The organism is Streptomyces scopuliridis (genome assembly GCF_042790125.1).
Taxonomy (GTDB): domain Bacteria; phylum Actinomycetota; class Actinomycetes; order Streptomycetales; family Streptomycetaceae; genus Streptomyces; species Streptomyces scopuliridis_A.
In genome coordinates this window covers 25,647-50,394 of sequence record NZ_JBHTZS010000017.1, presented here as the reverse complement: position 1 = coordinate 50,394, position 24,748 = coordinate 25,647, and the positions used below count along the sequence as shown (strand labels likewise).

The window sequence follows — 24,748 nt, the reverse complement described above, 5'->3', positions numbered from 1 at the left end:
GGACACCACGGAGTCGCGCACCGCGGACTCAGGCCGTGATGTCGCGGACGCGCCGTGCCGGAGCGTGCGCCGCGCGGTCGGTCAGCTGGCCGACCATCAGCCGGACCACGGTCACGACATCCGGATCGTCGACGAAGTACACCTGGCGTCGGCCCTCACGCCGCGACCGTACGAGACCGGCCAGCTTCAGCTTGGTCAGATGCTGGCTGACGGCCGGCAGCGCCCCGCCCACGCGCTCGGCGAGTCCGGTCACATCGCTCTCGCCCTGGGCCAGCACCCACACGATGTGCAGCCGAGCCGACGACGCCAGCAGCCCGAACGCGGCGGCGGCCTCGGCCAGCACTTCGGCAGGAGGATCCTGGAAACCGCCGGCACCCACCGGCCCGCCTGCCGTCACGATCGCTCTCCCGTCCCGCGCGGGCCGTCACCCCGTCAACCCGAATGTCCTCATGTCTGAGGGCCCGAAGGCCCGAACCAGCGGTTCAGTCTAGAGCTACGGCTTGTCGCGGGGATCCCGCGCGGGCTGGACGTCCGGCTCGACGATGATGCCGGTGACGACGCGGCGCTCCCCCGGCGCGGCGGCATCGGACGTCCTGCCTTCCTCCTTGCCCCCCGCCTTGCCTTCGTCCTTGCCGTCCTCCTTGAGAGCCTTCGTCTCGCTCTTGAGGATGCGGGCGGCCTTGCCGGCGGAGCGGGTCAGCTCAGGGAGCCTCTTCACCCCGACGACCACCGCGACAACGATGAGGATCAGGGCCAGTTCACTCAAGCCGAACATCAGGTCTGCTCTCTCCCGGTAACGGATCGGATCGACTTCTACAGTGCTGTAGAAGTATCCCGTACGAGGCAAGCGCACAACAAGCCCGGACCGAGCCACCGCGAAGCCGACAACACCCACCGGCACCTACCCATGCCGACCCCCCGCGTCACCCCTTCGATCACACCGGAAGACACTCACACCCTGCTACTCTTCGTCCGCCATTGATCACTTAGCGTCACAAAGGGACAACCGGGAGCACCTGTGAAGGTCGCATGCGTCGGCGGCGGACCCGCCGGCCTGTACTTCTCGATCCTGATGAAACGGCAGAACCCGTCCCACGACATCACCGTCTACGAACGGAACGCGGCCGGATCCACCTACGGCTGGGGCGTGACCTACTGGGGCAGCCTGATCGACAAGCTCCATGTCCACGACCCCGAATCCGCGGTCGCCATCAGCGCGAGTTCGGTCCGCTGGAGCGACGGGGTCGCACACGTCGGGGACCGGAAGACGGTGCACCACGGCGACACGGGCTTCGGTATCGGCCGCCGCCGGCTGCTCGACATCCTCGCCGAGCGGGCCCGTTCCCTCGGCGTACGCGTCGAGTTCGAGCACCCGATCGCCGACACGGCCGAACTGCCCGCAGCCGACCTGGTCGTGGCCTGCGACGGGGTCGGCAGCGCACTGCGCGAGCGGCTCGCCGGTCACTTCGGCACGGAGACCAGGGCCGGGCGCAACACATACATCTGGCTCGGCACGACCAAGATCTTCGACTCCTTCACCTTCGCCTTCGTGGAGACCGAGCACGGCTGGATCTGGTGCTACGCCTACGGGTTCAGCGAGGACGGGAGCACCTGCATCGTCGAGTGCTCCCCGGAGACCTGGTCGGGCCTCGGGCTCGACAGAGCGAGCGAGGCGGACGGCCTGGCCCTGCTGGAGCGGCTCTTCGCGGGACCGCTGGACGGGCACCGGCTGATCGGCCGGGCGCACGCCGACGGCAGCGCGCAGTGGCTGAACTTCCGCACCCTGACCAACCGGACCTGGCATCACGGCAATGTCGTCCTGCTCGGCGACGCCGCCCACACCACGCACTACTCCATCGGCGCGGGCACCACACTCGCGCTGGAAGACGCCATCGCGCTGGCCGGCGCGCTGCGCGGACACGGCGTACAGCGCGGACCCGGCAGGCAGCGCGGACCCGACGGACACGACGTACGCCCGGAACTGCGGAGCGCCCTCGTCCAGTACGAGCGGGAGCGGAGGTCCGCCCTCCTCCCCGTCCAGAGCGCGGCCCGCTACAGCGCCCAGTGGTACGAGAACCTTCCGCGCTATATCCAGCTCGCCCCGCCGCAGATGTTCGCGCTGCTCGGGCAGCGGCACTCCCCGCTGCTGCCGCACGTCCCGCCCCAGCTGTACTACCGGATCGACAGGGCGGCCGAGCAGCTGGAGGCGCTGCGCAAGCTCAAGCGCTGGCTGGGCCCGAGGGTCGCGAGGACGCTGCACGCCCGTTCACGCGCCTCCGGCGGCTGACCACCTCCGTCCGGGAGGTACAGAACGACGTCCAGGGCAGGGCCGGGCCGGACCGGCAGAGCCGGGCTTACTCGTCTACGCCCTGTCCAGGAACGTCTACACCCTGTCCGGGAACGTCGTCACCGCCAGCGCCTTCTTGGTGGAGCGGTAGCGCGCCAGCATTACGGGGCGCAGCCAGCGCACCGACGCCGGGAAGGCGCTCAGCGCGGCCGCGTACCCGGGGATCCGGTCCGGGTCCTCCATCAGGCCGAGCACCAGATGCGGGCCGGCCCGGAAGTCGCCGCGGAAGATCCCGTTCCGCACGCGGCCGAGGTCGGCGTCGGACACCTGCGGGAACAGGTCGAGCAGGACCGGCTCCTCCTCGTCGAAGTGCCTGGTCAGAATCTCGCGGACGCGCTGGGCCGACGGCAGCCCGGACATCGCCGCCTCACTGACGACCACCAGCACCTCGGCGGGGCCGCCCGTGATCTCCCGGGCGGCGATCGCGTCGACCACCCTGGAAAGCGTGTGCAGCTCGGCGTCGAGCGCCTGGTGCTCGATGACCATCCGGTCGAGATCGGCGACAGCAGTGGGAAACAGCTGGTTCAGTGTCGGCCAGAGCTCTTCTTCCTCACTCCCGTGATGGCTCCTGATGTACTCGATCAGCCAACGGGAGGTGCTGACCAGCGTCCTGACATCGACGGGCTGCCCGTCGGCGAGATTGGCGAACGCGACGGCGTCGAGAGCAGCGCCCCGCCGCATGATCGTGTGCTCGGCGAGGAGTTCGTCGTATATGCGCGAGCGTTCGGCTCGAAGCATGGATGAAACCGTCATTCTCAGTCCCTCGGAAATATGAGGTAAGCCCGCCTGGAGCGGGGTTTCGCGCAGGTGTCCGTCGCCGAGATCGCCCGCCAGGCAGGGACCGCGGTCAAGACGGTGTGCGTCAGCGCCGGGGGCCGGCTCGACATACTGCGGGAAACCGTCCGCCGCGCGGCCGCGCACTCCGGCGCTCAGGAGACCGTGGGCGGATACGGGGCACCGAGGACGCCGTCTCCGCCATCGCCCTGCTCGCCCACCGCGAAGCGGCGGAAGCACTCTGGGGCGAAGGCACCTCTCTCACTACTCCTGTGCCCCCCGAGAGATCGCCTCACACATCACGCGCCTCGGTGCTCTCAAGGCCGGGATGACCTTGGCCACGAAGGTGCTGTTCAAGGAGTTATCCACAGGCTGGGCGGGACACCGACGGAATGTCAGGGGCCGGGCGCAGAATAGGGGGCATGACTGAGATCACCGGTTCGACACCGAATTCGACAGCGGCCTCGCCTGCGGTCCCGGCAGCGGGCTCGGCCGCGGCCTCCATGCCCGAGTGGGAGAAGCGCTTCCGGGCGCCGCGGGTGTCGCTGCCCGACTGGGCGGAGGACGCGCCGGAGCGCGCGCTGTTCGTCTCCAATGCGACAGGGACGTACGAGCTGTACGCGTGGGATCGCGCGACCGGTGAGCAGCGGCAGGCGACGGACCGGCCGAACGGGACGACGGACGGCGTGCTCTCGCTCGACGGCGAGTGGATCTGGTGGTTCTCGGACACGGACGGGGACGAGTTCGGGGTCTGGATGCGCCAGCGGTTCGCCGCCGGGGCGGACGCGGCCGGTGACGAGCCGGCGGTGCCGGGTCTCGGCCCCTCCTATCCGGCCGGGCTCGCGCTCGGCCGGGACGGCACGGCCGTGGTGGGGCGCTCGACCGACGAGGACGGCTCGACGCTCCATGTCGTACGTCCCGGCGAGGAGCCCGTGGAGATCTACCGGCACCGCGAGTCGGCCGGAGTCGGGGATCTGTCGCACGACGGCTCGCTGCTGGCGATAGAGCACACCGAGCACGGCGACGCGATGCACTCGGCGGTGCGGGTGCTGCGGCTGGACGGCTCGGTGGTGGCCCAGCTGGACGACACGGAGGGCGGTACGCGCGAGCTGGGCCTGGAGGTGCTGGGCTTCGCGCCGGTGGAAGGGGACAGCCGGCTGCTCATCGGTCATCAGCGGCGGGGGCGCTGGGAGCCGGTCGTCTGGAATCCGCTGACCGGCGAGGAGACCGATCTCGCCATCGAGCTGCCCGGTGATGTGAATGCGGAGTGGTATCCGGACGGATCGGGGCTGCTGGTCGCGCACAGCTTCGAGGCCCGCAGCGAGCTGTGGCGCTATGACTTCGCCAAGAGCGCGCTGATCCAGGTGGAGACCCCGGCCGGGACGGTCTCGGGGGCGACGGCCAGGCCCGACGGAAGCGTGGAGTACCTGTGGTCGTCGGCGGCCCGCCCGCCGGAGGTGCGGTCCACGGCGGGCGGGGTGGTGCTCGATCCGCCGGGGCCGGCGGCGCCCGCCTCGGTGCCGGTGGAGGACGCGTGGGTGGAGGGCCCCGGCGGCCGGGTCCACGCGCTGGTGCAGCGGCCGGAGGGCGAGGGCCCGTTCCCGACGGTCTTCGAGATCCACGGCGGCCCGACCTGGCACGACAGCGACGCGTTCGCGGCGGGCCCGGCCGCGTGGGTCGACCACGGCTTCGCGGTCGTCCGGGTCAACTACCGGGGCTCCACCGGATACGGACGGGAGTGGACGGACGCGCTCAAACACCGGGTCGGGCTGATCGAGCTGGAGGACATCGCGGCGGTCCGGGAGTGGGCGGTGGAGTCCGGCCTGGCGGATCCGGCGAAGCTGGTGCTCGCGGGCGGCTCCTGGGGCGGCTATCTGACCCTGCTCGGCCTCGGCACCCAGCCCGACGCCTGGTCCGTGGGGCTGGCGGCCGTGCCGGTCGCCGACTATGTGACGGCGTACCACGACGAGATGGAAGCCCTCAAGGCGATGGACCGCACGCTGCTGGGCGGTACGCCGGAGGAGGTGCCGGAGAGGTTCGCGGCCTCGTCACCGCTGACCTATGTCGACGCCGTCAGGGCCCCGGTCTATATCTCGGCGGGCGTCAACGACCCGCGCTGCCCGATCCGCCAGGTGGAGAACTATGTGGACAGGCTGGCGGCCCGGGGCGCGGTCCACGAGGTGTACCGGTACGACGCGGGCCATGGCTCGCTCGTCGTGGAGGAGCGGATCAAGCAGGTCCGGCTGGAGCTGGAGTTCGCCGTCAAGCACCTGGGGGTGGACGCACGGTGAGCTGAGACGAGAAGAGGCGAGGCCGGGACGGGGGGCCGCTACGGGGGACCCGGGACCGGGCGTCCGGGCGGCGTTCCGTACCGTGGAGGGGTGTACCGCTTCCTGGTGACTCCGCGCTGGTTGGGGATCAACGTCTTCGTTCTGCTGGCGATCCCCGTGTGCATTTTCATGGGGACCTGGCAGCTGGGGCGCTTCGAGGACCGCGTCGCCTCGCACGAGGCCGCGAAGGCGGCGCCCGATCCCGGTGAGCGGCCCGCGGCCGCGCTGGAGACCCTGTTGCCGGTCGACCAGACGACCTCGGGCCGCCATGCCACGGCGAGCGGGCGGTACGGAGATCAGTTCCTGGTGCCCGACCGGGAGCTGGACGGCGAGAACGGTTCGTATGTGCTGACCATGCTCCGTACCGACGGCGGCAAGGCGCTGCCCGTGGTGCGCGGCTGGCTGCCCAGCGGCGGGAAGGTGCCCGCGCCGCCCACCGGCGAGATCACCGTGACCGGGTCGCTCCAGGCGTCCGAGTCCACCGGCTCCGACGGGGTGCGGGCGGGCGGCGGGCTGCCCCAGGGGCAGCTGGCCATGATCAGCGCGGCGTCGCTGGTCAACGTCGTGCCGTACGACGTGTACGACGCCTGGGTCACTGTCAGCAAGGCGTCGGACGGGCTGCGGGCCGTGCCGGCGGGCGCGCCGCAGAACACCGGGCTCGACCTCAAGGCGTTCCAGAACCTCGGTTACACCGGTGAGTGGTTCGTCTTCGCCGGCTTCGTGGTCTTCATGTGGTTCCGGCTGGTCCGGCGCGAGGCGGAGGCGATCAGGGACCGGAAGCTGGGGCTGGGGACCGCCGCGTAGCACGGACCTCCGCGTAGCACCGGCCGGGCGCGAGGCCACGCGACCGCGCCGGACCTCCCGGCCCGCGGACCGCCCGGCCCCTGCCCTGTCGCACAGCCCACGTCCCCACGGCAACCCGTGTCCCCACGGCGGCCCGTGTCCCTACGACCGCCCGTGTCCCTACGACCGCCCGTGTCCCCAGGACCGCTCACGTCCCCACGACGGCTCGTGTCCCTGCGACCGCTCGCGTCTGCCTACGACGGGTTACGACGCGTTGAGAACGCCCGTCTTGTAGATGGTGCCGGCGCAGGCGTTCGGGATGCTGGTCTGGCCGCTCGGGGCGCCCGGTTCCGCCGTGTGGGACACCGCGACCGAGCCGTCCATCGTGCCGCCGTCGGTGGTCAGCTGGGTCACCGTGTTCGAGTCGTCCCCGCCGGTGCCCGGTCCCGTACCGGGGTCGCCGGTCGCGCCCGCCGAGCCGTCCTCGGACGGGGAGGGGTCGGGTGAGGCACCGGTCGTCGGGCAGGTCTCCGAGGGCACCCAGGCGAACTTCACCTCGTACGCGCCGTTCGGCGGCAGCACCAGGGCCGTCGCCTCCTGGGAGGGGTCGGGCAGTCCGGCCGCCGGGTCGCCCGCGGTGTGCTGCGCGACGGCGATCTTGTTCTGGTCGGCCGCGCCCGTGGCCAGGAAGCTGACCGTGCCGCGGCCGGTGACCGAACAGCCCGAGGCCGAGACATTGGAGACGCGGAAGCTTCCGTAGACCGTGCCTCCGGCGTCCGGGGCACCCGACTGGCCCACGACCAGGAGCTGGCTCGGGTCGCAGGCGGGCGAGGAAGCGGTCTCGTAGGGGGCGCCGGGGTCGTCCGAGCCGCCCTTGCCGCCCTCCGGCGAACCGGACACGGCCCCGCCCTCCGGCTTGTCCTTCTTGTCGGGCTCGTCCTCGCCGGCGGACACCTTGTCGGAGGGGCCGCCCGTGTCCTTCTTGCCGTCCGTGGTGCCCTTGCCGGCGTCGGTGCCGCCCTGCGCCTGCTCGCTGTGGCCGGTGCTGACGGCGCGGTCGTCCGCCGTGTCCGTGGAGTTGGCGACATGCACGAAGGCGGGGACCGCCGTCCCGAACAGCAGCGCCGCCGCGGCCATACCGACGACCGCCTGGCGCTTTCTGGCCCGCCGGGTCGGTACGGCCTTGCGGAGATGCTCCAGGGCGCCGTCGGACGGCCGCAGGTCGCCCACGGCGCCGTGCAGCATCCGCCGCAGCGCCAGTTCGTCCCCGTCCAGGCCGCCGTTCAGGTCGTTGCTCACGACCCCGCCGCCGTCACCGTCACCACTGTCACCGCCGTCGGCACGGTCACCACCAGCGCGGTCAGCACGGTCACCGCCGTCAGCGCGGTCACCGCCGGCCCTGTCGTCATCGGCGGTGTTCTCCCACCTGTCGGCACCCGTGTCACCGAGGCCGCTCAGCTCATTCTCCGGCCCGTTGTTCACAATTCCGTTTCCAGTCAGGTCGTTCAACGGAGCGTCCGGCCCGGTCAGTTCGTCCCCGCCGTCATCGCCGCGGCCGATTCCTCGCCGGTCCTCGCGCCCACTCATGCCGTGGCCTCCATGGCGACGCGCAGCGCCGCTATGCCGCGCGAGCCGTACGCCTTCACCGAGCCCAGGGAAATCCCCAGCGTCTCGGCGACCTGCGCCTCGGTCATGTCCGCGAAGTAGCGCAGCGACAGCACCTCGCGCTGCCGGCGCTGGAGCCCGCGCATGGCCTTGATCAGCGCGTCCCGCTCCAGCAGGTCGTACGCGCCCTCCTCCGCGCTCGCCATGTCCGGCATCGGCTTCGAGAGCAGCTTGAGACCGAGTATGCGGCGGCGCAGCGCGGAGCGGGAGAGGTTCACGACCGTCTGCCGCAGATACGCGAGGGTCTTCTCCGGCTCACGGACGCGGTTGCGCGCGGAGTGCACCCGGATGAAGGCCTCCTGGACGACGTCCTCGCAGGAGGCCGTGTCGTCCAGCAGCAGGGCGGCGAGACCGAGCAGCGACCGGTAGTGGGCGCGGTAGGTCTCGGTCAGGTGGTCGACGGTGGTGCCCGCGGCCGCCGCCTCGTCAGCGCCGTCGCGCTGGGAGGGGATGCGTGCGGGCCGCGCGGCGGGCATGGGGGCGATCACCGGCATGCCGCCGGGCGTGCGTGGCCGCCGGAGCGGACGCGCTGCCGCGCCGCGCACCGGGCCGATCGCTGTGAATTCGAGAACCTCTGCCACGCCAGTTGGACACGCTTCCCCCCGCCAGGGTTGTACGCGCACACCACCCGATTTGACGCTGCACCAAATACCGTCATGCGTAACTGTTCTCCCCCTATGCCCCATTTTTTGCGACACCGCAAAGGGGCGACCGCAGAGACGCTTTCCAGCCGTCCAGCGGTTGCAGAGCTCTCGCGGAAAGACGGATGGGCATCGTCGAACACGACAACGTCCCAGTTCAAGAGGCATAGAGCACAGAATTGCCCACAGGACGTTCACAGATTCTACAAAGTTTTACTGATCTACGGCTTCCCGATTTCGCCCGCGACGGCCTCGGCGATCTGGGCCGTGTTCAGCGCGGCGCCTTTGCGAAGATTGTCACCGCAGATGAACAGTTCGAGCGCCCGGGGGTCGTCCAGCGACCGCCGTACCCGCCCCACCCAGGTCGGATCCGTCCCCACCACATCGGCGGGCGTGGGGAAATCGCCCGCCCCGGGATTGTCGAACAGCACCACGCCCGGCTGGGTCGCCAGGATCTCATGCGCCCGGCCGACCGTGATCTCCTGCTCGAACCGCGCGTGCACGGCGAGGGAGTGGCCGGTGATCACCGGGACCCGGACACAGGTCGCCGACACCCGCAGCGTCGGCAGATCCAGGATCTTCCTGGTCTCCTCGCGGATCGCCATCTCCTCCGAGGACCAGCCGCCCTCCACCGCCGACCCGGACCACGGCACGACGTTCAGCGCCAGCGGTGCGGGGAAGGGGCCGGTGGCATCGCCCACCGCGCGGCGCACATCGCCGGCGCGCGTGCCCAGCTCCGTACCCGCGACCAGGGAGAGCTGTTCGCGCAGCGCGCTGACGCCGTCCTGTCCCGCCGCGCTCACCGCCTGGTACGAGGAGACCACCAGCTCCCGCACCCCGAACTCGGCGTGCAGCGCGCCCACCGCCACGATCATCGAGAGCGTCGCGCACCCCGGGCTCGCGACGATGCCGCGCGGACGGGCCCGTACGGCATGGGGGTTGAGCTCGGGCACGACCAGCGGGACGTCGGGGTCCATCCGGAACGCGGCCGAATTGTCCACGACGACGGCGCCCTTGGCCGCGGCGATCGGTGCCCACTGGGTGGACACCTCGTCCGGTACGAGGAACAGCGCCACGTCGACACCGTCGAGAGCCGCCTCGGAGAGCGCGACGACCTCGGTCGCCTCTCCGCGTACGGACAGCTTGCCGCCGTCCGTACGCGAGGAGGCGATCAGCCTGATGTCGCCCCAGACGTCGGCGTGCTGCGACAGGATCTGGAGCATCACGGCGCCGACGGCTCCGGTCGCTCCCACGACCGCGAGCGTCGGCCCGCCGTTCATCGCGCGGCGCTCCGTACGGCGCCACGGGGCGCGTTCATCGTCCGGTGCCTCCGTAGACGACGGCCTCGTCGGAGTCGCTGTCGAGACCGAAGGCGGTGTGCACGGCGCGCACCGCCTCGGTGACCTCGTCCGCGCGGGTGACCACCGAGATACGGATCTCGGATGTCGAGATCAGCTCGATGTTCACGCCCGCGTCCGAGAGCGCCTCGAAGAATCCGGCGGTGACGCCCGGGTTGGTCTTCATGCCGGCGCCGACGAGCGAGATCTTGGCGATCTGGTCGTCGTAGCGCAGCGACTCGAAGCCGATCGTCGACTTCGTCTTCTCCAGCGCGTCGATCGCCTTGCGGCCCTCGGTCTTCGGCAGCGTGAAGGAGATGTCGGTCAGACCGGTCGACGCGGCGGAGACGTTCTGCACCACCATGTCGATGTTGATCTCGTTGTCGGCGATGGCGCGGAAGATCGTCGCGGCCTCGCCGGGCTTGTCGGGGACACCGACGACCGTGATCTTCGCCTCTGAGGTGTCATGGGCGACACCGGAGATGATGGCCTGCTCCACCTTGCGGTCCCCTTGCGGTTCGTTGCTGACCCATGTGCCCTGAAGTCCCGAGAAGGAGGAGCGGACATGGATCGGGATGTTGTAACGGCGTGCGTACTCGACGCACCGGTGCAGCAGCACCTTGGAGCCGGAGCTGGCGAGCTCCAGCATGTCCTCGAAGGAGATCCAGTCGATCTTCCGGGCCTTCGTCACGACCCGGGGGTCCGCGGTGAAGACACCGTCCACATCGGTGTAGATCTCGCACACCTCGGCCTCCAGCGCCGCCGCGAGCGCGACAGCGGTGGTGTCCGAGCCGCCACGGCCCAGCGTAGTGATGTCCTTCTTGTCCTGGGACACCCCCTGGAACCCGGCGACGATGGCGATGTTGCCCTCGTCGAGCGCCGTACGGATCCGGCCCGGCGTGACATCGATGATGCGCGCTTTGTTGTGGACCGAGTCGGTGATGACGCCCGCCTGGCTGCCGGTGAACGACTGGGCCTCGTGGCCCAGGTTTTTGATCGCCATCGCCAGCAGGGCCATGGAGATCCGCTCTCCGGCGGTCAGCAGCATGTCGAACTCACGCCCGGCGGGGATGGGGGATACCTGCCCGGCGAGATCGATCAACTCGTCCGTCGTGTCGCCCATCGCCGACACCACGACGACCACCTGGTGGCCGTTCTTCTTGGCATCGACGATCCGCTTGGCGACCCGCTTGATGCCCTCGGCATCGGCTACGGAGGAGCCTCCGTACTTCTGCACGACAAGGCCCACGTGCGCTCCTCGCTCAGTCCATAGTCACTGTCGGCTCAGTTTAACGAGCGACCGCCCGGCGTCCCGGCTATACCACATCGTGAGATGTCCAGCCCACTCCGTGATCATCTTGAGACGGTTACGGCCGCTCGGTGAGGATGCATGCCCCCGATGGCGCGGTACACGCGGGAACGTGGCCCACGTCACCTGAGCGTGCGCATGCCCAGCGGGGTCGCGATCTCCTCCGCCATCACCTTGCCGGCCTCCTCCGCCAGGACGTCCTCGGCCTCCTCGGTCAGGCCCTGGTCGGTGTCGAGACCGTCCAGGGCAGGGAGCGGCTGGTCCAGGCGTACGTGGGCGACCAGCGACTGGAGCGCACGGAGCGTGGCCGAGGCGGTGGAACCCCAGTTGGAGAAGTACGAGAACTGCCACCACCACAGCGCCTCGGTCGTCCGGCCCGCGCGGTAGTGGGCCAGACCGTGGCGCAGGTCCGTCACCACACCGGCGATGTCGTCGGAGATACGGGACGGCACGGGCGCCTTGCGCGGTTCGTACGGGTCGAAGACCTCGGAGTAGACGTCGATCGGCTCAAGGATCACGGCGAAGCGTTCGCGCAGGTCGTCGACGTCCGGCTCGGGGCCGAGATCGGGCTCGTACCGCTCGTCGGGAAGAATGTCCTCGTGGGCGCCCAGCCGGCCGCCGGCCAGCATGAGCTGGGAGAACTCCAGCAGCAGGAAGGGCACGGCACTGTCCGGTTCATCGCCCTTCGCCACCTCCGTGACGGCGACGATGAAGCTCTCGATCTGGTCGGCGATCTGGACCGCGAAGTCGTCCGGATCCTGATTGACGGCGTGCAGCGTTGCGTCAGACATCGAGAAGTCGTCTCCCCTCGAAGGCACGCCCGAGCGTGACCTCGTCGGCATATTCCAGGTCGCCCCCCACGGGCAGACCGCTGGCCAGGCGTGTGACCTTCAGGCCCATCGGCTTGATCATGCGGGCGAGGTACGTGGCCGTGGCCTCGCCCTCCAGATTGGGGTCGGTCGCCAGGATCAGTTCGGTGACCGTACCGTCGGCGAGACGGCTCAGCAGCTCACGGATCCGCAGGTCATCGGGGCCCACGCCGTCGATGGGGCTGATCGCGCCGCCGAGCACGTGGTACTTGCCGCGGAACTCGCGGGTGCGCTCGATGGCGACGACGTCCTTCGGCTCCTCCACGACACAGATCACCGTCACATCGCGGCGCGCGTCACGGCAGATCCCGCAGCGCTCCTCCTGCGCGACATTGCCGCACACGGCGCAGAACCGGACCTTGTCCTTGACCTCAAGGAGGGCATGGGCGAGACGGCGGACATCGGTGGGCTCGGCCTGGAGGACATGGAAGGCGATCCGCTGCGCGCTCTTGGGACCGACGCCGGGCAGCCTGCCCAGCTCGTCGATCAGTTCCTGGACCACGCCTTCGTACAACGGACTGCCTTCCCTACTACGGTGAGTACATACGCTAGTTGCTGCCCGCGCGGGTGAGAAGGCCGGGCTAGAAGGGCAGGCCCGGCATCCCGCCGAGCCCCTGGGCCAGCGGGCCCAGCTTCTCCTGCTGGAGCTGCTGCGCGTTGTCGTTCGCCGCGTGCACGGCCGCCACGACGAGATCCGCGAGGGTCTCCGTGTCCTCGGGGTCGACGGCCTTCGGGTCGATGACCAGAGCGCGCAGCTCTCCGGAGCCGTTGACCGTGGCCTTCACGAGACCACCGCCCGCCTGTCCCTCGACCTCGGCGTCCGCCAGCTCCTCCTGTGCCCGCGCGAGGTCCTGCTGCATCTTCTGGGCCTGCTGGAGCAGCTCTTGCATATTGGGCTGACCACCACCGGGAATCACGGTCACTCCTGGCATCTCGACGACGAGTTACTGGACGAGTTGTCCGTAAGGCGAGCCTACGTGGTCCCCGGTCGGCTCGCCCTACCCCGCCGGAACGAACCCCAAGCGAACTCTTTCGAGTGAGAGCTTCCGCGCTCCTTTACCTGATCACGGCGCCCATGTGGAGGGAAATGCCGGGATTTCGAGCACACAGCCCACCATTTGGCGGTAGGAAGTGGATGCGCATCGACAGGCGCATGGCCGGACGGTCCCTGGGCGGTACGTACGTACACCGATCGTCACACAGAGTCACAGCAGACCGTAGAGGAGTACCCAGGTGAGCCAGCCGGAGATGCAGCCCGGAGGCCCCGCCCGGGAGGAGGGGCCTCCGTCCGGGGAGATCACCGGCGAGGACGAGAGCGGCCCGCCGCCCTACGGCGATCTGACCGGGGGCCCGTTCCCGCTCGGGGACTGGGGAGAGCCCGCGGAGCGGCTCGACGAGCTCTACCGCTGGGTCGAGACGGGGGCGCTGCGCACGGTCGACTGGTATCTCGCCGACCGGGTACGCAAGCGGCGCGCCGCCCGCGCCCTGCGGGCGGCGACGGCCGTCGCGGTGACGGCGGGCGCGGCGCTGCCGCTGCTGGATCTGACGGGCGCGCTGACCGGGGCCGCGGGGTGGGGCTATCTCTCACTGCTGCTGGGCGCGGCCTGCGTGGGGTGCGACCGGTACCTGGGGCTGACGTCCGGCTGGATGCGGGCGGTCGCGACGGCGCAGGCGGTGCAGCGCAGACTCCAGACGTTCCAGTTCGACTGGGCTTCGGAGTGCGTACGGGAGGTCCTCGGCCCGACCGAGGGCACGGCCAGCGAGGCGGCGGAGCGCTGCCTCGGCGTCCTGCGGCGGTTCACGGAGGACGTGACGGAGCTGGTACGGGCGGAGACGGCGGACTGGATGGTCGAGTTCCGCTCGGGCCCCGCGCCGCTGATGATGCAGTCGGTGCCGATGGGCGGGGCGCGCGGGGAGGGCGTGGTACCGCCTCCGGGACGCTTCCCGCTCCCGCCGGGCACCCGCCCGAACATGCCGAGGCAACGACCGCCCGAAGCGCGGTGAAAGAGCAGCGCGGTGAGAGCGAGCGGCCGATGCACGGTCGGTGAAAGATGCTGCCTCCCGGCGAGAGCGGCCGGGGGCGGGCTCTCGCCGGCCCCCGGCCCGCACCGCTCCTCAGTCGAGATGCTCCTCAGCTGAAGATGATCATCGAGCCCTGGCCCAGGCTCCTGGTCGCCGCCGCGTGCAGACCGAGCCACACATGGCGCTCCCGGGCGAACGGACTGTCGTCGTACGGGATCGAGGTCGCCGGTTCCTCCAAGGACGTCGGGCGGGCCGGCGGGGCGGGGGCGGACGGGGGGTTGGCCGGGTCGATACCGATCGCCGGGCCGACGATCTCCAGCTCCCGCAGCAGACCCTGCGTGGAGCCCAGCGGGCCACCGCCCGCGAGGAGTTCCTCGTTCGAGAGGGGCGCGTCGTAGTCCACCGGGACATACGCGCCCGCGTGGTCGTAGTGCCAGACCAGATGCGACTGCTGGGCCGTCGACTCGAACATCTCCAGCAACTGCTCGTAGTCGCCCCCCAGTTCACCGACCGGCGTCACCGCGAGGCCGCAGAGCTGGAGCAGATACGCGCGCCGCAGGAAGTGCAGCGCGTCGTAGTCGAAACCGGCGACGGGGGCGACATCCCCCGAGAGGCCCGGCATATAGGCGAAGACGGGAACGGACGGCAGCCCGGCAGCACCGAGCGCCTTGTCGTAGACGGCGATCTCTTCGGCGAAGGGGTTGTCGGGGCTGTGGCACAGCACATCGACGAGGGGGACCAACCACAAGTCACAGGCCAAGGGAGGCTCGCTCTCCAACGAGTTCGTACGCGGGGCGCGCGATGGTCGCGACGGTCGGGACAGCGTAATGCGGAGGGCACGTTCAGCGAAGAGGCCCGGGGCGACGGGGCTGGTAGGTGAGGGCTGTGCGGGGGTACGCGAGGGCGCGTACGGAGACAGTCATCCCGTGGACGAGTAAGGCGGCAGATCCCAGATCCATGCCCCGCCCACCCGCTTCCCCGGCCCCCCGAGCAGCTTCTCCAACGTCTCGTACAGCGCCGCGTCATTGGGCTGCGGCGCGAGCACCACCACCCCCGCCTTCCAGAACTCCAGGTCGAAGCGGGCCTGCGCGCGCCATTTGGCGTCGATGGCCGGGACCTGGCCGCTGTAGCGGACATCGCGCAGCAGATTGGAGGTGTAGCGGGCCGGGGCACCGTAGATCCCCATCCGCTCCTCCCCCCACGGCCCGTTGAAGTACCCACCGGGCACCGAGAAACCGAGGCCGCTCGCCGACTGCCAGTGCAGCGCCTCCGCGTTGCCGGGATCGGGCACCGGTACGGGCACCACGGTCTCGCCCTCCCCGACGTACCGGCGGTACATGCCGTCCGCGATGAACGCCGGGACCTCCGCGCGCTCCCGTACCGGCAGCGGTGTCGGGACGATCGGCAGCAGGGCCCCGGCCACCACCGCGCATGCCACCAGCCGGAGCCTGCGCCGCTCCTCCAGCGCCGTCCCGCCGAGCCTCAGCTCCCGCTCCTCGGCGCGCAGTTCGGCGAGCCGGCCGGCCGCCAGTGCCACCAGCGCGCCCAGCGCTGGCGCGCAGATCATCGCCACCCGCGACTCGATGACCGACTCGAAGAGCGGCTGATGGGCCAGGATCCGCCAGGGCCCCGTCAGCACCACGTCCGTGAAGGGGATACGTATCTTCGGCCCCATCGAGAGCAGCGCCGCCGCCAGCGCCGTGAACGCCAGCGCCCTGACCACCGCGGCCCGCCACAGCCACACCCCGATCCCGCACGCCAGGGCGATCAGCGGCCAGCCGTAGAAGGCGTTCTGCTCGGTGCGGTTCATCGCGAGCCGGTCGGCCGTCGCGTCGTCGCCGAACAGCGAGCGCCCGGAGTACTGGAGGAAGGCGAGCGGACTGTTTCCCGCGCCGTCGCCGTGCAGCACGCTGTGATAGCTCTGCGGCCCGAAGAACTGCCAGTACAACGGCACCGCGACCAACGGCAGACACACCGTCAGCGCCCACCCCAGCCCGCGCAGCAGCGGGCGCACCGCCGCCCGCGCGCGCTCGCGGTCCACCGCGGCGTACGAGAGCGCGAAGAGCAGCGTGCCCATCACCGCGAGCAGCAGCGCCTCCTCGCCGAGGAAGATCTGATACGTCGCGAAGAGCCCGAGCAGCACCCCGTCCCGGACCACGTGCCGGCCCTCGCAGAGCCGCAGCGCCCGGTCGATGATCACCGGAATCATGAACAGGACGAGGAAGTTGGGGTGCGCGTTGGCGTGCGAGATCATCGGCGGCGCGAAGGCGGCGAGCGCCGCGCCGAGCGCCGCCGCCCACCGGCCGCGCACCAGCCGGCGCGCGAACAGCCAGTACCAGGCGAACGCCGTGACCGCGAGACCGAGCGTGAGGACGAGCGCCCAGGTGACGGTCGGTCCGAAGGCGAGCGTGACGGGCGTGAGCGGGACGGAGAGCCCGAGCATGACGGTGTTCGCCATCAGGTTCACGCCGTCGGGGAAGTTCTGAAGGGTCGTGAACAGCGGGTTCCGCAGGTGGACGACATTGTCGGCGGTGACCCGGAAGAACCACTCCCACTGGTTCTGGTCGGAGCCCGCGTCGGCGAGATAGCCGCGGTCGAGGTCCGCCCACAGCCCCTTGTAGAGGAAGAAGGAGGCGAGGACGAAGAGCGCGCCGACGACCAGGTCCGTACGGCGGCGACGGTACGGGAGCACGTCCCCCGCTCCGGGGGCGGGAGCACGCCGCGCCGCCCTGAGCCGTACCAGCTCCAGCAGCACCCTGCCGTAGTCCAGCGGCCTCACCTTGGACCCCGGCTGATGCGCCCAGCGCACCGGCACCTCCGTCACCGGCCATCCCGAGCGCCGGAAGAACCGCAGGATCTCGACGTCTATCCCCCAGCCGTCCAGCCGGGAGCCGGCGAAGGCGGCCCGCGCCCGCTCGCCGTCGAAGAGCTTGAAGCCGCACTGCGTGTCGGCTATGCCGTCGACGGCGACCAGCCGTATCAGCCGGTTGCCGAGCCGGCCCAGCCACTCGCGCAGCGCCAGCTGACGCACCTCTATCCGTGCGTCGGGATGCGCGCGCGAGCCGATCGCCGCGCCGCCGCCGTCGGCCGTGAGCTGCTTGTCCAGCCGGTCCAGTTCATCGATCGGGGTCGCGAGATCCGCGTCGGTCAGCAGCACGCGCCGGCCGGTCGAGGCCAGCACGCCCTGGCGCAGGGCATGGCCCTTGCCGAAGTTGCCGCCGCCCGTCACCACCCGCACGCGCGGCTCGCCGGCCGCGGCCTCGGCGGCGACCGCGGCCGTACCGTCCGTCGAGCCGTCGTCCACGACGATCAGCTCCCAGGTACCCCAGCGGTCGGGGTCCGCGCGCAGATGGGCGCGGATGGCGTCCAGGGTGGGGCGCAGCCGCCCCTCCTCGTTGTACGCGGGAATGACGACGGACAGATCGACGCCGGCCGCGTCCGTACCTGTCGGTTCCGTGCTCGTCGGTTCCGTGCTCGTTGTCGAAGCCCTCGCCATGTCGCCGGTCACCGCTGTGGACTCTCCAGCCTGTCCGCCCACGCGAGCGAGTGGTTGTCGTACTCACCGATCACGGCACGCACCGCCCGCACGTCACCGAGGGTCAGCGCGTCGACCAGCTGCTCGTGCCCGCCCCACAGCCGCTTGCGCACCTCCGGGTCCGCGCGCAGGAACGGCACGGAGAACACCCACGCCTGGACGCGCAGCCGGTTCAGGAAGTCCGCGACATAGGGGTTGGCCACCAGCGCGCACAACTCGCGCCAGAACCGCAGGTCGTAGCCGATGAGAATGGTCAGATCCCCGCTCCTGGCCGCCCGTGCCGCTTCCTCGGCCCGGCGCCGTACGGACACCAGCACCGCGCCGTGCGCCCTGGCCGCCAGATGCTCGCCCTCCAGCCTGCGGAAGACGGCGTCCACGATCAGCGAGCGCGCGTCGACCATCCGCCGGAAGTCGTCCACGGAGAACTGATGGACGCGGAAGCCCCGGTGCTGGTCGGAGTCGAGCAGATCCTGCGCGGAGAGATCGACCAGCGCCTCCCGCACCGGGGTCGCGGAGACTCCGTACTGCTCGGCGATCTGCTTGACGGTGAACTCCTGGCCCGGCAGTAAACGCCCCGCGAGCACCTCGTCACGCAACGCGTCCGCGATCTGCTGCCGCAAGGTATTGCGGGTCACAGCTCCGCTGGCGGGCATGGTTTTCCGTCCCCTCGTCCGGCTTGGGACACCTTAAGCCAGGTGACGCGGGGGGCCGGGGCGGGCAGGCCGGACCCGCCCCGGCGTGCCCGCCCCGCCAGTCGGCGCTTCCCCCTCGGGCTTCCTCCTCGGGCTTTCCCTCTCGGGCTACGCCGTGTGCTCGTCCGCGACCGTCAGCGCCATGTCCAGGGCCGCCAGCCCCTCCTTCGCCTCCGCCTCGGTGATGTTGCAGGCCGGCACCACGTGCGTGCGGTTCATGTTCACGAAGGGCCACAGGCCGTTCTTCTTGCAGGCCGCGGCGAAGGCGGCCATGGGCGCGTTCGCCTCGCCCGACGCGTTGTACGGCACCAGCGGCTCGCGCGTCTCCCTGTCCTTGACCAGGTCGAGCGCCCAGAAGACCCCCGTACCGCGCACCTCGCCCACCGACGGATGCCGGGCCGCCAGATCGCGCAGCCCCGGGCCGAGGACCGTCTCGCCGATGTGCGCGGCGTGCTCGACGACCTTCTCGTCCGCCATCACCCCGATCGTGGCGACGGCGGCGGCACAGGCCAGCGGATGACCGGAGTAGGTCAGTCCGCCGGGGTACGGACGGCTCGCGAAGGTCTCGGCGATCGCACCCGAGATGGCGACCCCGCCGAGCGGCACATATCCGGAGTTGACGCCCTTGGCGAAGGTCAGCAGATCCGGCACCACGTCGAAGTGCTCGGCGGCGAACCACTTGCCCGTACGGCCGAAGCCCGCCATCACCTCGTCCAGTACGAAGACGATGCCGTGCCGGTCGCAGATCTCACGGACACCCGCCAGATAGCCCGGCGGCGGCGTCATGATGCCGGCCGTGCCCGGGATCGTCTCCAGGATGATCGCGGCGATGGTCGCCGGACCCTCGAAGGCGATCGTCGCTTCGAGATGCTCCAGCGCGCGTGCGCACTCCTCGGCCTCCGTCGAGGCGTAGAACGGCGAGCGGTAGAGGAACGGCGCCCAGAACCGCACCACACCGGACGTACCGCTGTCGGACGCCCAGCGGCGCGGGTCGCCGGTCAGATTGATCGCGGTGGACGTACCGCCGTGGTACGAGCGGTACGCGGAGAGCACCTTGGGACGGCCGGTGTGCAGCCGGGCCATCCGGACGGCGTTCTCGACGGCCTCGGCGCCCCCGTTGGTGAAGAAGATCTTGTCGAGATCGCCCGGGGTGCGCTCGGCGATGAGGCGGGCGGCCTCGGAGCGCACATCGATGGCGAAGGCGGGCGCGAAGGTGGCGAGCCGGCCGGCCTGCTCCTGGATGGCCGCGACGACCGTGGGGTGCTGATAGCCGATGTTGGTGAAGACGAGGCCGCTGGTGAAGTCGAGATAGCGGTTGCCGTCGTAGTCCCAGAAGTAGGAACCCTCGGCGCCGGCGACGGCGAGCGGGTCGATCAGGCCCTGGGCTGACCAGGAGTGGAACACATGCGCTCGGTCGGCGGCCTTCACCGCGGCGCCGGACCGCGGATCGGCGGGGCCGGCGGGGCCGGCAGGCTCGGCGGGGCCGACAGGGTCGGTATGAGGGGTCATGCGGCAAGGGTAGGGAGGCGCGGGAGCGGGACGGTATCGCCACCTTGTATGGAGTCAGCGGCTTTGGTCGGCATGCTGTCGGGTCAGCAGGCTGCCGGATCTGTGCGCGCTCCGCCCCGGGGCGCCGTACGCCTCGTCTCAGTTCGCGGGCGCGGTCGTCCGGAAACGCGACCGGTACGCCGACGGTGTCACGCCCAACTGCCGCAGGAAGACCCGCCGCAGCGACTCGTCACTGCCGAGCCCACTGCGCCGCGCCGCGCCCGTCACCGTCTCCCCCGCCTCCAGCAGCGCCTTCGCCGCCTCCAGCCGTACGGACTCGACGTACGCCGCCGGTGTGCTGCCGACCTGCTCGTTGAAGAGCCGCGTCAGATGGCGCGCGCTCAGCCCGCCGCGCCGGGCCAGCGCGGGCAGCGAGTGGTCGGCCGCCGGATCGGCCGTCACCTCCCGCAGCAGTGCGCGCAGCCCGTCGTGGTGCGGGCTCGGCGTACGCGCGGCCACGGAGAACTGCGACTGCCCGCCCGGCCGCTGGAGGAAGACCACCAGATCGCGGGCGACCTCACGGGCCAGCTCCACCCCCTCGTCGTCCTCGACCAGCGCGAGCGCGAGGTCGATGCCCGCGGTGACCCCGGCCGAGGTGTACGTACGGCCGTCCCTGACGAAGATCGCGTCCGGGTCCACGGTGATCGCGGGATAGCGCCGGGCGAGGACGGCCGCGTGCCGCCAGTGCGTGGTCGCGCGCCTGCCGTCCAGCAGCCCGGCGGCGGCCAGCGCGAAGGCGCCGGTGCAGACGGACGCGATACGCCGGGACCGCTCGCCGCCGGCCAGTGCGCTCACCGCGTCCAGGAGCCCGGCCGGCGGCGGGCGGTGCGGCAGATCGTCGGAGCCGGGGACGACGAGCGTGTGCGTCCGGCCGACCTCGGCCGCCGCCACATCGGCGTGCAGCCGGGTGCCGGTGGAGGTGATCACGGGCCTGCCGTCCGCCGAGCAGACCGCCGTGCTGTACGCGCCGCCGAGCCCGGCCGCCGTACCGAACACCTCCAGCGGAGCGGCGACGTCCATCAGCCGAACGCCGTCGTACACGAACACAGTGATGTCTCTGCGCTCCCCGACGCGCTCCCTGACGCGCTCTCCGGCTCTCATATGGCAACGGTAGCCCGGATCCATGGCCATATGTGTGGGATGCGCGTCCGGATAGACATGGCGGGGGCAGGGCGACCGGACCGAGAGTGGAAGCAGTCCCTTCAGTCCCTCAAGGAAAGCTCCCTCCTGGAAAGGAACCCGCCATGTCAGCCTCAGCCTCGGCCTCGGCCGACCGCATCGCCGGTATCGAGATCCCCGACAGCACCCTCGTCAAGGAGGCCACCGAGCTGGTCCGGGACACCACGAACGACCTGCTGTACGACCACTCCCGCCGGGTCTTCCTCTTCGGCTCGCTCCAGGGACAGCGGCGCGGGCTCACGTACGACCCCGAGCTGCTCTACATCGGCGCCATGTTCCACGACCTCGGTCTGACCGAGGGCTACCGCGCCTCGCGGCAGCGCTTCGAGCTCGACGGCGCCGACGCGGCCCGCGACTTCCTGCTGGGCCACGGGCTCTCGCAGGAGAGCGCGCGGATCGTCTGGACCGCGATCGCCCTGCACACGACGCCGGGGATCCCGTCCCACATGGAGCCCGAGGTGGCTCTCGTCACGGCGGGGGTGGAGTTCGATGTGCTGGGGATGGGGCTGGACTCCGTACCGGACGAGGTGCGGGAGGAGGTCGTGGCGGCCCACCCGCGCCCGGACTTCAAGCGCCGGATCCTCCAGGCGTTCACGGAAGGGATCGAACACCGGCCGGAGACGGCCTTCGGCAATGTGAAGGCGGATGTGCTGGCGCGCTTCTCGCCCGGGTTCGTACGGACGGACTTCGTGGACGTGATCGAGAACTCGGCCTGGCCCGAGTGAGCGGACCCGAGTGAGGGGAACGGAGCCTATGACTCCGGCGAACACCGTCCCGTAGGGGTTTCGTTCGAGGGGGACGGTGAGTTCGGCCACGTCATGCGAGATGATCCGAGGCGTGACGATGGGGAGGGGCCGGCCGGCCATGGAGAAACTCGCAGCTGACGATCCGCAACGCATAGGCGCCTACCGGCTGCTGGCGCGCCTCGGCGTGGGCGGGATGGGCCAGGTCTATCTGGCGCGCTCCGACCGTGGCCGTACGGTCGCGGTCAAGCTCGTCCACCAGGAACTGGCCGAGCAGGAACAGTTCCGCAGCCGGTTCCGGCAGGAAGTCGCGGCGGCGCGACGCGTCGGCGGCCGGTGGACGGCGCCGGTCCTCGACGCCGACACGGAGGCGGCGGTGCCCTGGCTGGCGACGGGATATGTCGCGGGCCCGTCGCTCCACACGGTCGTCTCGGGCGGGCGTAGCGGCTCCGGGGACGCGGCTGGTGGCGGTCACGGTCCGCTGCCGGAACGTTCCGTTCGTATCCTCGCGTCGGGCCTCGCCCACGCGCTCCAGGACATCCACTCGGCTGGCCTCATCCACCGCGACCTCAAACCGTCCAACGTGCTGGTGACGATCGACGGACCGCGCGTCATCGACTTCGGCATAGCCCGCGCGCTGGAGACGGTCGCCGACGACAGCCTGACCCGGACCGGTTCGCTGATCGGCTCGCCCGGCTTCATGGCCCCGGAACAGGTACGGGGCGACCGCGTGACGGCGGCGTGCGATGTCTTCTGCCTGGGCTCGGTGCTGACGTACGCGGCGACGGGCCGGCTGCCGTTCGGCACGGCGGACACGGGTGCGCACGCGCTGATGTTCCGTATCGCGCAGGAGGAACCGGACCTGACCGGCCTGCCGGCGGGCCTGACCGAGCTGGTACGCGGCTGCCTGGAGAAGGACCCGGCCGCGCGGCCGACGACACGCGACGTACTGGCCCGGGTGGGCGAGACGGCGGACACGGCGGCTGGGCGACCGGGCGGGGAACCGTGGCTGCCGGGCGGGCTGCTGGCCCAACTGGGGCGGCACGCGGTGGAGTTGCTGGAGTACGAGAACCCGACGGGCCAGATGCGGAGGCCGGGGGCGGGGCCGGAGGCGGGGGCGCGGCCGGAGGCACCGGCCGAGCAGACGCTACGGCTGGCGCCGACCGCGAAGCCGGCGCAGGGAAGTCCGGCGCAGGGAAGTCCGTCGCAGGCCGCCCATCACGCACCGACGCCGGGAGCGACGCCGACGCCGTCACCGGCGGCAGCACAGGGACCGGCACAGGCGCAGGCACAGGGACCGGCACAGGCACAGGCGCAGGGACCGGCACCCGCACCGGCACAGGCGCAGGCCCCCGCACCGGCACCGGCACCGGCACCGTACGGGTATCCGCAGCCGGAATTCGGCCCGCCGCAGCCCTCTCCCCCGCAGCACTACGCCCAGCGCCCGCAGCCCCCGCAACACCCGCAGCACCCCCAGCACCACGCGCAGCAGCCCGGGTCGTTCGGCCCCACCCCTCCGTACGGCATGGCCCCGACGCACGTCGCGCCCCCGGAGCCCCAGCCCGCGCCACGCAGCACCCGCGCCACGGTCGCGCTGATCGCCGTGGCGGTGGTCGTCGCGATCGGCGCGGGCGGTTCGGTGTACGCCTTCATGGACGGCGACGGCACGAAGGACGACAAGAACACGCGCGTCAGCGGCACGGCCGACCCGACGCCCCCGGCCGGCGATCCCGCCGCCCCCTCGCCGAAACCTTCCGCCAGTCCCTCCGAGGAGACGACGAAGGAGGGCGAGGTACCCACGAAGTATCTGGGCACCTGGACGAGCGGGGTCGAAACCAGCGCGGGCCGCAGCACCCGCCGACTCGTCATCCAGCAGGGCGAGGTGGGCGAAACGGTCCTCTCCCTGACGGTGGACGGCCCACCCGGCGACGGCACGTACCACTGCGTCTTCGAGGCCACCCTGGCCTCGGCACCATCACCGGACGGGCCACTCCGGATCGGCCCGTCCAAGGTCACCACGGGCCGGCCCATGTCCTCCTGCACCCCCGGCACCCCCACGGATCTGACGATCCAGCCGAACGGCAGCCTGACCCGGGTGACAACGAGCGGCGAGTCCCTGACGTACACGAAGGAGAGCTGAACCGGAGGAACTGGGCCAGGATCGCGATCCACCTCCGGATCCGCCTCCGGAGCCAGGACCGTCGCCCTATGGTTGGCCGATGCGCGCACACCCCATTGACCGCCCGGCCGATCTCGACATAGTCCGTGAGTCCTACGACCGGGTGGCGGACAACTACGCCCACATGGTGCTGACTACGGGAATGGGTGACATCCGCGGATACCCATGGCTCAAGGCATCGATCGATGCCTTCGCCGACACCGTGAGCGACCTCGGACCCGTCCTCGATGTCGGCTGCGGCCCCGGAACGGTGACCGGCTACCTCGCCGAACGCGGACTCGACGTGTCCGGAGTCGATCTCTCACCCCGCATGATCGAGAACGCGCGCCGTCTGCATCCGCAGTGCCGCTTCAGCGTCGCCTCCGCCACCGAACTCGACCTCGAAGAAGCGTCTCTTGGCGGCGTCCTCGGCTGGTGGTCACTGTTCAACCTCCCGCGCGACATCCTTCCTCAGGTCCTCGCCATGTTCGCGCGCGCCCTGAAGCCGGGCGGACACTTCATCACCGGAACACACGTCGGCGACGAAGACTTCGCGCGCACCGAGGCATACGGAGGCGTACCCGTACGTTGGACAACGCACAAATGGCGGCCGGAACAGTTCGTGGAACTGATCGAGCGGGCCGGACTCCACCCGGTCGCCGAACTCCGGCTCCCTCCGGATGAGCACTCCGGGCCGAGCCTGGTCGTCATGGCCAAGCGCCCCGCCTGATGAGGACGAGGGGCCGGAGGCGGAACGTGGTCCCGTGCCCACTGCGGGAAGGGCACGGACGTGTCATCCGCATCGGCCGTGAAGCC

At 70.8% G+C, this 24,748-nt stretch carries 22 protein-coding genes; 7 read left to right on the top strand and 15 right to left on the bottom strand.

Annotated features, from left to right (window positions below):
• Window positions 1-28: 28 nt before the first annotated feature.
• Window positions 29-397: an ArsR/SmtB family transcription factor gene (locus ACFRKB_RS24645; RefSeq protein ID WP_383108575.1), complete on the bottom strand. Its 369-nt coding sequence runs from the start codon at window positions 395-397 to the stop codon at window positions 29-31.
• Between the two features lie 96 nt (window positions 398-493).
• Window positions 494-775, bottom strand: coding sequence for a twin-arginine translocase TatA/TatE family subunit (locus tag ACFRKB_RS24640; RefSeq protein ID WP_383108574.1), 282 nt, complete (start codon window positions 773-775; stop codon window positions 494-496).
• Window positions 776-1,018: 243 nt separating this feature from the next.
• Here ACFRKB_RS24640 and ACFRKB_RS24635 point away from each other — a divergent pair, with 243 nt between their 5' ends.
• A complete protein-coding gene (locus ACFRKB_RS24635) occupies window positions 1,019-2,287 on the top strand; it encodes an FAD-dependent monooxygenase (protein WP_383108573.1) in 1,269 nt (422 codons plus the stop codon).
• Window positions 2,288-2,383: 96 nt separating this feature from the next.
• On the opposite strand, the gene ACFRKB_RS24630 is transcribed toward ACFRKB_RS24635, so the two are convergent.
• A complete protein-coding gene (locus ACFRKB_RS24630) occupies window positions 2,384-3,085 on the bottom strand; it encodes a hemerythrin domain-containing protein (protein ID WP_383108572.1) in 702 nt (233 codons plus the stop codon).
• Window positions 3,086-3,543: 458 nt separating this feature from the next.
• On the opposite strand from ACFRKB_RS24630, the gene ACFRKB_RS24625 reads away from it, so the two are divergent.
• Both ACFRKB_RS24625 and ACFRKB_RS24620 read left to right on the top strand, forming a co-directional pair.
• Window positions 3,544-5,412 carry a S9 family peptidase gene (locus ACFRKB_RS24625; RefSeq protein ID WP_383108571.1) on the top strand — a complete coding sequence of 623 codons (1,869 nt, stop codon included), beginning with the start codon at window positions 3,544-3,546 and terminating at the stop codon, window positions 5,410-5,412.
• Between the two features lie 90 nt (window positions 5,413-5,502).
• On the top strand, window positions 5,503-6,255 hold the full coding sequence (locus ACFRKB_RS24620) for an SURF1 family protein (protein WP_383108569.1): 753 nt from the start codon (window positions 5,503-5,505) through the stop codon (window positions 6,253-6,255).
• 243 nt (window positions 6,256-6,498) lie between these two features.
• On the opposite strand, the gene ACFRKB_RS24615 is transcribed toward ACFRKB_RS24620, so the two are convergent.
• The 7 genes from ACFRKB_RS24615 to ACFRKB_RS24585 all read right to left on the bottom strand — a co-directional run bounded on the left by ACFRKB_RS24615 (window position 6,499) and on the right by ACFRKB_RS24585 (window position 12,972).
• Complete coding sequence (locus ACFRKB_RS24615) at window positions 6,499-7,533, bottom strand: hypothetical protein (protein WP_383108568.1); 1,035 nt, start codon at window positions 7,531-7,533, stop codon at window positions 6,499-6,501.
• A 284-nt stretch (window positions 7,534-7,817) separates the two neighbouring features.
• Complete coding sequence (locus ACFRKB_RS24610; RefSeq protein WP_383108567.1) at window positions 7,818-8,480, bottom strand: SigE family RNA polymerase sigma factor; 663 nt, start codon at window positions 8,478-8,480, stop codon at window positions 7,818-7,820.
• A gap of 281 nt (window positions 8,481-8,761) precedes the next feature.
• A complete protein-coding gene (locus ACFRKB_RS24605) occupies window positions 8,762-9,820 on the bottom strand; it encodes an aspartate-semialdehyde dehydrogenase (protein ID WP_383108565.1) in 1,059 nt (352 codons plus the stop codon).
• A gap of 34 nt (window positions 9,821-9,854) precedes the next feature.
• Window positions 9,855-11,126 carry an aspartate kinase gene (locus ACFRKB_RS24600; protein WP_382521090.1) on the bottom strand — a complete coding sequence of 424 codons (1,272 nt, stop codon included), beginning with the start codon at window positions 11,124-11,126 and terminating at the stop codon, window positions 9,855-9,857.
• Window positions 11,127-11,308: 182 nt separating this feature from the next.
• Window positions 11,309-11,977 (bottom strand): DUF5063 domain-containing protein, encoded by a 669-nt coding sequence (locus ACFRKB_RS24595; RefSeq protein ID WP_383108564.1) that lies wholly within the window; start codon window positions 11,975-11,977, stop codon window positions 11,309-11,311.
• Window positions 11,970-12,569, bottom strand: a complete 600-nt coding sequence (recR, locus tag ACFRKB_RS24590; RefSeq protein ID WP_383108563.1) for a recombination mediator RecR — start codon at window positions 12,567-12,569, stop codon at window positions 11,970-11,972. Before recR ends, ACFRKB_RS24595 begins: the two co-directional genes overlap by 8 nt.
• A 67-nt stretch (window positions 12,570-12,636) precedes the next feature.
• Window positions 12,637-12,972 carry a YbaB/EbfC family nucleoid-associated protein gene (locus ACFRKB_RS24585; RefSeq protein ID WP_078490815.1) on the bottom strand — a complete coding sequence of 112 codons (336 nt, stop codon included), beginning with the start codon at window positions 12,970-12,972 and terminating at the stop codon, window positions 12,637-12,639.
• Window positions 12,973-13,288: 316 nt separating this feature from the next.
• On the opposite strand from ACFRKB_RS24585, the gene ACFRKB_RS24580 reads away from it, so the two are divergent.
• On the top strand, window positions 13,289-14,059 hold the full coding sequence (locus ACFRKB_RS24580; RefSeq protein WP_383108561.1) for an SLATT domain-containing protein: 771 nt from the start codon (window positions 13,289-13,291) through the stop codon (window positions 14,057-14,059).
• 127 nt (window positions 14,060-14,186) lie between these two features.
• Here ACFRKB_RS24580 and ACFRKB_RS24575 read toward each other — a convergent pair whose 3' ends face one another.
• From ACFRKB_RS24575 to ACFRKB_RS24555, 5 genes are all read right to left on the bottom strand, one after another.
• Entirely contained in the window at window positions 14,187-14,837 is a 651-nt protein-coding gene (locus ACFRKB_RS24575; RefSeq protein WP_030353219.1) for a hypothetical protein, read from the bottom strand.
• Window positions 14,838-14,996: 159 nt separating this feature from the next.
• A complete protein-coding gene (locus ACFRKB_RS24570; protein ID WP_383108668.1) occupies window positions 14,997-17,573 on the bottom strand; it encodes a dolichyl-phosphate beta-glucosyltransferase in 2,577 nt (858 codons plus the stop codon).
• A gap of 8 nt (window positions 17,574-17,581) precedes the next feature.
• Complete coding sequence (locus tag ACFRKB_RS24565) at window positions 17,582-18,265, bottom strand: GntR family transcriptional regulator (RefSeq protein ID WP_383108560.1); 684 nt, start codon at window positions 18,263-18,265, stop codon at window positions 17,582-17,584.
• Window positions 18,266-18,412: 147 nt separating this feature from the next.
• Window positions 18,413-19,813 (bottom strand): aspartate aminotransferase family protein, encoded by a 1,401-nt coding sequence (locus ACFRKB_RS24560; protein WP_383108559.1) that lies wholly within the window; start codon window positions 19,811-19,813, stop codon window positions 18,413-18,415.
• 138 nt (window positions 19,814-19,951) lie between these two features.
• The gene (locus tag ACFRKB_RS24555; protein WP_383108557.1) at window positions 19,952-20,953 is read right to left on the bottom strand and encodes a GlxA family transcriptional regulator; all 1,002 of its coding nucleotides are present in this window, start codon (window positions 20,951-20,953) and stop codon (window positions 19,952-19,954) included.
• A gap of 143 nt (window positions 20,954-21,096) precedes the next feature.
• Between ACFRKB_RS24555 and ACFRKB_RS24550 the strand changes: the two genes are divergently transcribed.
• From ACFRKB_RS24550 to ACFRKB_RS24540, 3 genes are all read left to right on the top strand, one after another.
• Complete coding sequence (locus ACFRKB_RS24550) at window positions 21,097-21,756, top strand: HD domain-containing protein (RefSeq protein WP_383108556.1); 660 nt, start codon at window positions 21,097-21,099, stop codon at window positions 21,754-21,756.
• A 139-nt stretch (window positions 21,757-21,895) separates the two neighbouring features.
• Window positions 21,896-23,914 carry a serine/threonine-protein kinase gene (locus tag ACFRKB_RS24545; protein ID WP_383108555.1) on the top strand — a complete coding sequence of 673 codons (2,019 nt, stop codon included), beginning with the start codon at window positions 21,896-21,898 and terminating at the stop codon, window positions 23,912-23,914.
• A 79-nt stretch (window positions 23,915-23,993) separates the two neighbouring features.
• Window positions 23,994-24,662, top strand: coding sequence for a methyltransferase domain-containing protein (locus ACFRKB_RS24540; protein ID WP_383108553.1), 669 nt, complete (start codon window positions 23,994-23,996; stop codon window positions 24,660-24,662).
• Window positions 24,663-24,748: the final 86 nt, after the last annotated feature.

Bases quoted from the DNA above. Each gene is read 5' to 3' on its own strand.
- ACFRKB_RS24640 (WP_383108574.1), bottom strand. From the start codon at position 775: ATGTTCGGCTTGAGTGAACTGGCCCTGATCCTCATCGTTGTCGCGGTG.
- ACFRKB_RS24565 (WP_383108560.1), bottom strand. From the start codon at position 18,265: ATGCCCGCCAGCGGAGCTGTGACCCGCAATACCTTGCGGCAGCAGATC.
- ACFRKB_RS24555 (WP_383108557.1), bottom strand. From the start codon at position 20,953: ATGAGAGCCGGAGAGCGCGTCAGGGAGCGCGTCGGGGAGCGCAGAGAC.
- ACFRKB_RS24550 (WP_383108556.1), top strand. From the start codon at position 21,097: ATGTCAGCCTCAGCCTCGGCCTCGGCCGACCGCATCGCCGGTATCGAG.
- ACFRKB_RS24570 (WP_383108668.1), bottom strand. From the start codon at position 17,573: ATGGCGAGGGCTTCGACAACGAGCACGGAACCGACGAGCACGGAACCG.
- ACFRKB_RS24630 (WP_383108572.1), bottom strand. From the start codon at position 3,085: ATGCTTCGAGCCGAACGCTCGCGCATATACGACGAACTCCTCGCCGAG.
- ACFRKB_RS24560 (WP_383108559.1), bottom strand. From the start codon at position 19,813: ATGACCCCTCATACCGACCCTGTCGGCCCCGCCGAGCCTGCCGGCCCC.
- ACFRKB_RS24545 (WP_383108555.1), top strand. From the start codon at position 21,896: ATGGAGAAACTCGCAGCTGACGATCCGCAACGCATAGGCGCCTACCGG.
- ACFRKB_RS24540 (WP_383108553.1), top strand. From the start codon at position 23,994: ATGCGCGCACACCCCATTGACCGCCCGGCCGATCTCGACATAGTCCGT.
- ACFRKB_RS24625 (WP_383108571.1), top strand. From the start codon at position 3,544: ATGACTGAGATCACCGGTTCGACACCGAATTCGACAGCGGCCTCGCCT.
- ACFRKB_RS24605 (WP_383108565.1), bottom strand. From the start codon at position 9,820: ATGAACGGCGGGCCGACGCTCGCGGTCGTGGGAGCGACCGGAGCCGTC.
- ACFRKB_RS24595 (WP_383108564.1), bottom strand. From the start codon at position 11,977: ATGTCTGACGCAACGCTGCACGCCGTCAATCAGGATCCGGACGACTTC.